Genomic DNA, 10,664 nt, shown 5'->3' on the forward strand with positions numbered 1-10,664 from the left:
AGTCACTCTGCGCTATGGGGGCGCACTAAAGTGACTCTGGTATGCGTATTACTCTGCCTGAGCAATACCTTCTTTGATGGTCAACTTCACTTCTGGTGACAGAATCTCAAGCAAACCTTGCGCGAGTTTTTCTGTGCGTTCAATATCACACACACCTTCTGCATTGAGATAGTTCTGTTCTTTTAAAGTATTAAACAGTGCTGCAAATACTCCCTTATCGAAAAATTCGGGTGCATTGATGCCATGTAAACGACCTAAACGCTGAGCAATATCTTGGCATCGTACTTCTAAATCCTCTTGTGTGACCTCAGGTCTTGAGGCTAATAGGTTTAGTGCGATGCTATAACGTTGTAGCGTTTCCGAAATCGTTCTTGATAGCAGCTGTATGGTATGAATATTAGGCTGGTGGAGGTGAATCACATCATCATCCATTTGGATCAGCTGTTGTGCTAAAAACTCCTGTACGATCTGTTCAATTTTCTCTTCTAATTGTTCGTTATCGTAAGAAAGGAAAAACTCCTTTTTTAAGAACGGATAGAGAACCGAAATATTTCGTTTTAGCTTTGTGAGAGTACAGTCGGGCAGTTGAATAATCAGTTGCGCAACCAATGAAGGAAGCGCCAACATGTGTATGATGTTGTTACGATAGTAAGTCATCAGTACTGACTGATGACGATCTAATGACACGATTTCACCCATACTGTCTGAGTCGACCACAAACTTATCTAAAGAGATAGCATGGGCAGCCAGTTCTTCGGCTGTGTCATTGGGTACCGTAGAGTAATCCGTATATGGAGTATTACGTAGAATACGCAAGTAACAATCGATTTGATTGACTAAGCTTTCTTTAGTGAGTGCTCGTTGTCTCGAAGCCAGTAATGCGGTGGCTGATAAACTCAGTGCATTGGCCGCTGCTGCGTCATTGATATGCGTCATCATTTTCTCAGCAATTGCATTTACCGTTGGAGCCATCCAATCGGGTTTAATTGTGCTTGGTGCACCGATGCTGTCTCGCCACTGTGGCACATTTTCGTTGAGGTAGTTGTTGAGCGAAATAGGTTCACCGAAGTTCACGTAACCTTGGCCAAAGTTACGCAGTTTTCTTATCGTGCGTAACACCTGTCCGGCATTTTCTTTTTCCTTGCGTTTACCTCGTAGTTCTTTTGCGTAGGTAGACACTTCCATTACGTGCTCATAGCCGATGTATACAGGAACCAGAGTCACAGGACGGTTTAGCCCTCGCAACATAGCCTGTACCGTCATTGCAAGCATACCTGTTTTGGCTTGTAAAAGACGGCCGGTACGTGAGCGGCCCCCTTCACTAAAGTATTCAACGGAATAGCCTTTCGCAAATAGCTCAGCGAGGTATTCTCTAAAAATAGTGGAATAGAGTTTGTCACCTTTAAAGCTACGGCGAATAAAGAATGCACCGCCCCGTCTAAAGATAGGCCCCGCTGGGAAGAAGTTCAGGTTAACCCCAGCGGCAATATGCGGCGGCACCATTCCTTCATAGTATAAGATGTAGGATAACAGTAGGTAATCCATATGGCTTCGGTGACATGGGACATAAACGATTTCATGTCCGTCTTGCGCTAATCTGCGTACCGTCGCTGCATTATTGACATTGATACCTTGATAGAGACGGTTCCATAGCCAAGTTAAAATGAAGTTTCCTTGCTTGATCAGTGAGTATGAGAACTTCGCCGCAATCTCATCGATGATTTTGAGTGCTTGTTGCTCCGCTTTTTCTACACTAATATTTTTTTCTGCCGCTTCTTCTGCAATGGCTTTATTGATTGCTTCAGATTTGATCAGCCGTTTAAATAAAACGTCTCTGCTTGGTAAGTTTGGACCGGATGCGGCTAACTTTTGGCGAGAGAAATGAATACGTGCTACACGAGCAAGTTTTTGCGCTATGGTTTCATCAGAGCCATGAGAGTCTGCCATGTAGCGCATCGAGACCAAGGGACTGAAACGAATCATACAGTCGCGACCAGAAAACAAGACTGCAAACATCTTCTTCCAAGATGGCAGGTTTTCTAGGTAAGGCTTCTCTTGCCCTTCTTTTCCTGGCTTGCGTCCCCACATGACGGTGGTTGGGATCAGCTGTACGTCGAGATCCGGTTGCTCTCTATGTAGCTTAAGAAGTTGAATAAATAAGCTTTGTGAGCTGAGTGAGCCATGAGGTTGTGGGTCATTTTCTTCATTATCCATAGAGCTAAATACATAGCGTCGAAAGCTTTGACCGTGTAGCTCTAATGGTTGAAGTGGATCCGGTAGCCCTAATTGAATGGCACGTCGGCGAACCGAAAGTAGGTCGACATTAGATTCAAACGGCAAAACATAGACAATAGGTTTGTCTATGTCTATGTTGAGGTTGTTGATTGGCGAAGGAGGAACGACATTCCCCTTGACCAGTACTTTCAATGGAAAGCGCAAAACTGATTGTGTCAGTGTATGACCAGAAGACATATTATTGATTGTCCCAATTTATATTTGGCGTCCAAGACTCTTCAAGGCTCGGTTGTAACATATGCGTCGCAAGAATAGCAGAACTGGTCGAACCTTTTAACCAGAATTGTATCAATGTTAGGTTTCGAACCGAAAAAGGGCAAAGAGATAAAAGAATAGGTGAATAATGAAAGGTAATACAGGATTCAAACGCATTATTAAGGCGGCAGGGTACTCTATTCAAGGGTTACAGGCGGCTTTCAAACATGAAGCTGCTTTTCGTCAGGAAGTGATTTTAGCGATTCTACTTATTCCTATTGCGTTTTTGGTCGATGTTGGTCACGTTGAACGCATGCTGATGGTATTGTCTTTATTTATTGTATTGATTGCTGAACTGATTAATTCGGCAATTGAGGCGGTGGTTGATCGTATTGGGCCTGATTTTCATGAGTTAGCCGGACGCGCAAAAGACATTGGGTCTGCGGCGGTATTTGTCGCATTGGGACTCGTTCTCTACATTTGGGTAGAAGCTTTGTTCTTTTAACTGAAATTTCAAGTTATTAGAGCTAGTTGGTTGATTATTTAACCATGCTGTATATACTCACAGTTAACTGTATAAAATAACAGGTGCCCTATGAGACCATTAACCCAAAGACAGCAACAGGTATTCGATCTAATCAAAGCTAAGATCGAGGATACTGGTATGCCACCAACAAGAGCGGAAATCGCCCGCGCGCTGGGTTTTCGTTCAGCTAACGCTGCGGAAGAGCATCTTAAAGCATTAGCCAAGAAACAGGTGATTGAAATTATCCCTGGTGCTTCAAGAGGTATCCGTATTTTATTGCAAGACAGTGCCAATGATGATGGCTTGCCATTGATTGGTAATGTTGCCGCTGGTGAACCTATTTTAGCTCAAGAGCATATAGAGTCGCACTACCAAGTTGACCCTCAAATGTTTAAACCTAAAGCAGACTTTCTATTGCGAGTGCATGGTGAGAGTATGAAGGACATCGGTATTATGGATGGCGATCTGCTGGCGGTACACAAAACACAAGACGTTAGAGACGGTCAAGTAGTAGTGGCACGAGTCGATGAAGATGTTACTGTGAAAAGATTGGAGCGAAAAGGTGCAACGGTGCTCCTGCACCCAGAAAACGAAGAGCTTTCTCCAATTGAAGTTGATTTAACTCAGCAGCATTTAGTGATAGAAGGTATTGCTGTCGGTATTATTCGTAATAGTACGTGGATGTAATAGCGACTCTAGTAAGTAATCACTGACTCATTCTACAGCGCTCTTTATTAAGAGCGCTGTTTTTTTATGTAAAACAAACCAAAGGAACAGTATGCAAAATCCAGTTGTTCGTTCACTAATGGACTTAAGCCTTCATAAAAGGATTCTTGTTCTTGCTATTCCTATGGTGCTTTCAAATATCACTGTGCCGTTACTGGGTTTAGTCGATGCTGCTGTGGTTGGGCATTTAGAGCATTCTTGGTACTTAGGTGGTGTTGCGTTAGGCAGTACCATGATCAGTATGCTCTTTTGGTTGTTTGGCTTCTTGCGAATGTCTACGACGGGTTTGTCAGCACAAGCGAAAGGTGCGCAAGATCCAAGAAAGCTTGCTTTGATTTTGATTCAAGGCATTTTTATGGCGCTTTCATTTGCGGTGCTTTTCTTGATCTTACATCGAGGTATTATCGCATTAGCACTGGGGTTTAGTGATGCAAGTGAGCAGGTGCAGTTTTATGCTTCACAATACTTTGCCATAAGAGCATGGAGTGCGCCGGCGGCGATGGTGAACTTTGTGTTATTGGGATGGCTTCTAGGCAACCAAGATGCGAAGGCTCCAATGTGGATGGTTATCGCTACTAATGTTACCAATATTGCACTCGATGTATTGTTTGTTGTGGTCTTAGATTTTGGAGTGTCAGGTGCGGCTTCGGCATCAGTTATTGCAGACTTTACTGGTACGTTTGTCGGCTTTTATTTTTGTCGAAAAGCTTGGCAACAGTCCGTTGTATTGAATGTACCTCAAATATTGTCTTTGGGCATCAATAAGTTATTTACCGGTCTGTTGCGTTTTATTCGCTTGAATAGGGACATCTTTTTACGCTCTTTATGCTTACAAGCTGTATTGGCATTTATGACTTTTCAAGGAGCGAGTTTTGGCGATGACGTAGTTGCTGCCAATGCGGTATTGATGAGTTTGGTGTTGATGGTCTCTTACGCAATGGACGGCTTTGCTTACGCAATAGAAGCGATGGTAGGCAAAGCCATTGGGGCTAAAGATAAAGCGGAGCTAATGCTTTCCATTTGGGGGACCTTTATTTGGGGGGCGATTGTTTGTGTTGGTTTTGCCATCGTGTTTGGTGCTGGTGGCAGTCTCATTGTGGCTTTAATCAGTGACATTGATAGTGTCAGGGTTACGGCCGACGAATACCTGCCATGGCTTGCGATCATGCCGTTGATCTCTATGTGGTGCTATTTGTTTGATGGTATTTTTATTGGTGCAACCAGAGGTAAAGAAATGCGTAATAGTATGTTCTTGGCCGCAGTGACTTTCTTTGTTCTCTACTTTAGTTTTGCATCTTTGCACAATCACAGCTTGTGGATTGCAATGCTAGGTTTTATGGCTATGAGGGGAGGAGTTCTTGGTTGGATATTTTTTCATTTGTGGAGAAAGGGGCAGTTTTTAACTACTGCCCACGCATAATACGATCAGAATAAACGGTTTAGACCATTTAAGGCTGCGACTCGATAGGCCTCCGCCATTGTTGGGTAGTTAAAGGTGGTGTTGACGAAGTAGTCAATAGTATTCGCTTTTCCTGGCTGCTCCATGATCGCTTGTCCAATGTGAATGATTTCGGCTGCTCTTTCACCAAAGCAATGAATACCCAAAATCTCCTTGGTTTCACGATGAAAGAGTATCTTTAAACTGCCGATATCTTTACCTGATATTTGTGCACGAGCTAGATGCTTGAACGAAGCTCGTCCTACTTCATAAGGTACTTTGGCAGCAGTGAGTTCTTGTTCGGTTTTTCCTACTGAGCTGATTTCAGGAATAGTGTAAATCCCGGTAGGAATGTCCTCGATAAGTCGCTGGGTCGATTCCCCTTCCGCGATAGCTTTCGCGACAAAGCGTCCTTGATCGTAAGCTGCACTGGCCAAGCTAGGGTAGCCAATGACATCACCCACCGCATAAATATGGTTTATCTCGGTTTGATAATTGCTATTGATCGTCAATTGACCGCGAGAATCAGCCTTCAATCCAGTGACTTCTAAGTTGAGAGTGTCAGTATTACCAGTTCTGCCATTGGCATAAAGTAAACAGTCTGCGCGCATTTTTTTACCGGACTCTAAATGCACAATCACTCCGTCGTCTGTTCCTTCAACTTTTTCAAAAGATTCACCATTGCGGATAACAATGCCACTGTTGCCAAAGTGGTAAGATAGAGCGTCAGAGATTTCTTTATCAAGAAAAGATAATAATTGCTCTCGAGTATTGATGAGATCGGTTTTAACACCTAGGCCACGAAATATTGAAGCGTACTCGCAGCCAATTACGCCAGCGCCATAGATAATAATATGTCTTGGCTGGTGGTGGAGTGACAATATTGAATCACTGTCATAGATTCGCTGGTGGTTGAAATCGACGGTATCGGGGTGATAGGGGCGTGAACCTGTAGCAATCACAAAGCGATCGGCTGAATATTGCTCTGTTCGCCCATCTTCTAGGGTGACCGTGACGGTATTCGCATCGGTGAACTGTGCCGCCCCGAAAATCAAGGTGCACTGGTTACGGTCATAGAAGCCTTGTCTTAATGTTGTTTGTTTATCTATGACGGTTTTTGCGTGAGTTAAAATATCATCAAAACTGGCGTCAAAACTGCGGTTGTTCTTACTAAATAGAGGGTTGTTATTGAACTCGGTAAAACGACTGACAGCATGTCTTAGTGCTTTGGATGGAATGGTCCCCCAGTGGGTACATCCGCCCCCGACACTTTTTTCTCTTTCAATGATGGCAACATTAAACCCTGCTTTAGTCAGTCCCATCGCAGCACCTTCGCCGCCTGGACCACTGCCGATCACAATTACATCAAAATGCGATAAAGAACTCACAGAAACCTCCTTGTTGTGTTCATTGCATTCTAGACCCTTGTCGATATAGGTAAATTAGTTAGTGGTGACTAAGTGGGCGGTCTCACAATAAATATCACTTTGTGGGCAGGCAGGATTTGCAAACTAAGAAGCAGTTATGCTTTATTGTGGTTAAACTAAAATAGCTATGAAAAAAATATGGGCGTCAGAGCAGAGCAAAAGCAAAAAACACGGCGAGCAATTATAGACTCAGCATTAGGGCAACTATCTGCTGGACGTAGTTTTTCGAGTATGAGCCTTCGAGAAGTCGCGAGAGAGGCGGGGATAGCACCCACGTCTTTTTATCGGCACTTTGATGATATGGATCAGCTAGGTTTAGTCATGGTTGATGAAGCGGGTCTATTGTTACGTCAGCTAATGCGTCGAGCCCGAGAGAGAATTCAGGCCGATCGCAGTGTCATTCAAACCTCTATTGAGACTTTTGTGGAGTTTATTGACACTAATCCAGACATTTTTCGATTGCTATTGCGTGAACGCTCAGGCACCTCTGAAGGATTTCGTTGTGCAGTTGCAAGAGAAATACAGTTTTTTAGTGCTGAGCTAGCCGATTATTTAAATGCACAACAATTACCAAGAGATATAGCAACATTACAGGCGGATGCCATTGTAACTTTAGTCTTTAGTTCAGGGGCTGAATTCTTAGACATAGAAAAAAGCCAACGCATTGTTCATCAGCAGAGACTCATTGAACAGGTTCGTATGATCTCGCTTGGCGGTCATGCAATGAAGCAGTTTCAGAATAGTGAGAAGGAGAAAGAATTATGACGAATAAAAAAACAAGTACAATTTCGGATAAAAAATCACTGTTGTTAGCTTTAATTTGTGGAATGAGTGTCAGCTCATTGTTTTCAACATTATCGATACCCGAGCATACATTTTCAATTTTTCCTCTGATCTGTCTTATATTAGCGACCCAATCAATTTACCAAAATTATTTAAACAATCCCCTCAATGATGATTTTCCATTATTGGGTATAGGCAGCTTTTTTGTGGGGTTCTTTGGGCATTCAGCTTTTATTAAAGCTCAGTATCCAGAAGCTGGCACCAACTTTTTCTCTATAGTCGTTACATTGGTCTTATTGGTGCTGATCGGAAGAAAGCTCGGTTATTTAGGAAAATAAAAAAGAGCGGAGAACCGCTCTTTTTTTGATTTTTTTGAACTAGGCTTTGCGTTCTAAAAATATGCCCATCTCCATATGATGGGTATATGGGAACTGATCAAATAACGCATAGCGCGTGATGTTGTGCGTCTCACCTAAGATTTCTAGGTTGTCTTTTAGTGTTTCAGGGTTACAGGAGATATAGAGAATACGCTCGTAACCTTGAACCATTCTGCATGTACCTTCATCCATACCCGAGCGCGGTGGATCGACAAAAATGGTGTTGCAGTCATAGCTCTTAAGATCAACATTGGCCTGTTTTAGACGACGGAATTCTCTTTTACCTTCCATCGCATCAGTAAAGTCTTCTGCTGACATGCGAATAATCTGCACATTGTCGATGTCGTTTGCACGAATATTGAATTGCGCAGAATCAACCGATGGCTTAGCCAGTTCAGTGGCGAGCACTCGATTAAAGTTTTGTGCCAGTGCCAATGAAAAATTACCGTTCCCACAGTAAAGCTCTAATAAGTCACCGCTTGAATCTTTCGTACAGTCTACTGCCCATTCCAGCATTTTCTCTGCAACATGACCATTTGGCTGTGTGAAACTGTTTTCTACTTGCTGATAGGTGTAGGTCTTACCAAACACGTTTAGTTTTTCGATGACGTAGTCTCTGTCTAAGACTATTTTCATCTTTCTAGCACGACCGATTAGGTTTAAATTGAAGCCTTCATTGTTCAGTCGCTGTTTGAGTTCGGTGGCGTGTTGCTGCCATTCTTCATCAAGTTGCTTGTGATAAAGTAAAGACACTAAAATCTCGCCACTTAGAGTAGAAAGAAAATCCACTTGGAAAAGCTTGTGGCGAAGTATGTCGTGTTCTTTGACTGCTTCTATTAATAGAGGCATCAAGTCATTAATTAAGCGACTCGCGACAGGAAATTGGTCAACACGATATTTCTCACGTGTTTCTTGGTTAAACATCACGTAATACAGGTCTTCACCTTCGTGCCACACGCGGAACTCTGCACGCATTCGATAATGATCCTCATCAGAAGTAAATACTTCTAATGCTGGCATCGTATATTCGCTAAACATCTCTTGTAGACGTACTGTTTTATCATCGAGTTGTAGCTGATAAGACTCAGAGTTTACATTTGGGTTGGCCATTCACTTTTCCTGAATTGAAACAAGAGGCGCAGATTCTATACTTATCGGCATTGAGAGTATAGATTGTGTGCATCAGTTATTTTGATGGATATGGCAAGTTAAGCATAAAAGAGCACTAATATTTTGCGCTAATAGCATGATTGATGTCTTAACTATGCGCTGTATTTTGGTAAAGTACTCGGCTACTACATGTATTCAAATCTTATTAAAGAGTGCTAATGTCTGAAACTAGAATCTTGATGTTTGACTCAGGGGTAGGTGGCATTTCGGTATTTAAAGATATCAAGGCTAGATTACCTTGGGTGAGTTGTACGTATGCATTCGATAACGAAGCGTATCCGTATGGAGAACTTGAGCCAAAAGAGTTGATACAGCGAGTTGAATCTTATGTCAGTCATTTTGTGAAAACTCAAAATATTGCGTTGGTTGTCATTGCGTGTAATACCGCGAGTACTATTGTTCTTAGCAAACTCAGAGAAAAAATCACTATCCCTATTGTTGGAGTAGTGCCTGCCATCAAACCTGCATCTCAACGATCCAGCTTAGGTGTAGGTCTGATTGCAACACCAGCAACAGTGACTCGGGAATATACCCATGAGCTGATTCGGCATTTTGCCCATGATAAAGATGTCGTCATGCTAGGCACCACTAAATTGGTTGATATGGCAGAGCAAAAGCTGAGAGGTGTACCTGTCGATCTTGAAAGTTTAGACAGAGTGCTACGGCCTTTAAAAGGTTCGGTAGATGTTGCAGTACTAGGTTGTACTCATTTTCCGCTATTGAGAGATGAGATTTGCCAGGTATTAGGAACAGAAGTTCTGCTTATAGACTCTGGGGATGCGATATCAAGAAGAGTAGAGTTTCTACTACAAGAACGTTTCTTATCTGATAGTAAAAATAAAGCAAGTTACGAGGTGTTTTGTAGCACCGAACCTTTTGATCGGTCAGCGCTACAATTATCATTTACTCAGTTAGGTTTCTCTGAGATTAGGATTCAGCCTCTGAAGGATGCTTAGGTTCATTGGCAATACGAACTTTGATCGTTCTTTGCATGTACTCATATTCATTGAGCTTAGCGATCATTGAGTCGGCATCATCATGCCCAACTTCAACAAAACCAAATCCACGGCGCTTTCCTGTTCGTTTGTCTTTCATCAAACGAACACTATAAACAGTGCCGTATTCCTCAAAAAGCTCCTTTACGTGAGATTCGCTCGCTTTATAAGAAAGGTTGCCTACATATAAAGTAGTGTTTTCTGTGTTAGTCGCAGCTACCGGCTTAGAAGAGGTTGTTTTAGAAGGAGCACTTGCAGCGGGTTTCTGCCACAAGATTAACGCGGTTGCTACGACACCTAAACAGAAAGCAACGCTTTTGGGTATAGGTAGGAGGGATACAAGCACTGAGCCAGCTATTGCAAGGATGAAGACAATCAATAAAGATTTGTTTGAGTTCATAATTCTATTATCACTATATATGGGTGAATTGATGGGTGTGAAATTCATTAACAAAACAGACACATAGATATTACGCATGCCACAATAATTTTTCCAATTTTATCCTCTAATAGTGTCTAATTTCGCCAAGTTGTGGCGGATTGTTTATTTTATAGTCATTTGAAATAAATCTTTAAAAAACCTCTTGCCAACGTGACGCAGGTCTCTATAATGCGCCCCACTGACACGGCAACAGCGACAACGCTTCGCAGTGATTCAGTGGGCTAACTAGCCGAATCATTTGAGTTTAACTTCTCTTAGAAAATAAATTCAAAAAGTGTTTGACACTGAGA

Annotated in this window: 10 protein-coding genes; 6 read left to right on the top strand and 4 right to left on the bottom strand. The window is 42.4% G+C overall.

Translation table 11 applies throughout. From position 1 onward, the window contains the following. Positions 1–48: 48 nt before the first annotated feature. Positions 49–2,472, bottom strand: coding sequence for a glycerol-3-phosphate 1-O-acyltransferase PlsB (gene plsB, locus VEZ01S_RS15845; protein ID WP_021715063.1), 2,424 nt, complete (start codon positions 2,470–2,472; stop codon positions 49–51). Positions 2,473–2,638: 166 nt separating this feature from the next. On the opposite strand from plsB, the gene VEZ01S_RS15850 reads away from it, so the two are divergent. From VEZ01S_RS15850 to dinF, 3 genes are all read left to right on the top strand, one after another. Further along, a complete protein-coding gene (locus VEZ01S_RS15850; RefSeq protein WP_021715064.1) occupies positions 2,639–2,995 on the top strand; it encodes a diacylglycerol kinase in 357 nt (118 codons plus the stop codon). Positions 2,996–3,085: 90 nt separating this feature from the next. Beyond that, positions 3,086–3,703, top strand: a complete 618-nt coding sequence (lexA, locus tag VEZ01S_RS15855; protein ID WP_021715065.1) for a transcriptional repressor LexA — start codon at positions 3,086–3,088, stop codon at positions 3,701–3,703. Between the two features lie 91 nt (positions 3,704–3,794). Then, positions 3,795–5,162, top strand: a complete 1,368-nt coding sequence (dinF, locus tag VEZ01S_RS15860; protein WP_021715066.1) for an MATE family efflux transporter DinF — start codon at positions 3,795–3,797, stop codon at positions 5,160–5,162. Between the two features lie 5 nt (positions 5,163–5,167). Here the strand turns inward: dinF and sthA are convergent, their stop codons facing one another. Further along, positions 5,168–6,568, bottom strand: coding sequence for a Si-specific NAD(P)(+) transhydrogenase (gene sthA / locus VEZ01S_RS15865; protein WP_021715067.1), 1,401 nt, complete (start codon positions 6,566–6,568; stop codon positions 5,168–5,170). A gap of 177 nt (positions 6,569–6,745) precedes the next feature. Here sthA and fabR point away from each other — a divergent pair, with 177 nt between their 5' ends. Beyond that, a complete protein-coding gene (gene fabR / locus VEZ01S_RS15870; RefSeq protein WP_021715068.1) occupies positions 6,746–7,372 on the top strand; it encodes an HTH-type transcriptional repressor FabR in 627 nt (208 codons plus the stop codon). Continuing rightward, the gene (locus VEZ01S_RS15875; protein WP_021715069.1) at positions 7,369–7,728 is read left to right on the top strand and encodes a YijD family membrane protein; all 360 of its coding nucleotides are present in this window, start codon (positions 7,369–7,371) and stop codon (positions 7,726–7,728) included. The genes fabR and VEZ01S_RS15875 overlap by 4 nt, the downstream gene beginning before the upstream one ends. Positions 7,729–7,767: 39 nt before the next feature. On the opposite strand, the gene trmA is transcribed toward VEZ01S_RS15875, so the two are convergent. Further along, entirely contained in the window at positions 7,768–8,877 is a 1,110-nt protein-coding gene (gene trmA / locus VEZ01S_RS15880) for a tRNA (uridine(54)-C5)-methyltransferase TrmA (protein ID WP_021715070.1), read from the bottom strand. A 218-nt stretch (positions 8,878–9,095) separates the two neighbouring features. Here trmA and murI point away from each other — a divergent pair, with 218 nt between their 5' ends. After that, entirely contained in the window at positions 9,096–9,893 is a 798-nt protein-coding gene (gene murI / locus VEZ01S_RS15885) for a glutamate racemase (RefSeq protein WP_021715071.1), read from the top strand. Here the strand turns inward: murI and VEZ01S_RS15890 are convergent. After that, positions 9,865–10,332, bottom strand: coding sequence for an RNA recognition motif domain-containing protein (locus VEZ01S_RS15890; protein ID WP_040891249.1), 468 nt, complete (start codon positions 10,330–10,332; stop codon positions 9,865–9,867). The genes murI and VEZ01S_RS15890 overlap by 29 nt on opposite strands. Positions 10,333–10,664: the final 332 nt, after the last annotated feature.

It is taken from the genome of Vibrio ezurae NBRC 102218 (assembly GCF_000467185.1).
In the GTDB taxonomy this organism is placed as follows: Bacteria; Pseudomonadota; Gammaproteobacteria; order Enterobacterales; family Vibrionaceae; genus Vibrio; species Vibrio ezurae.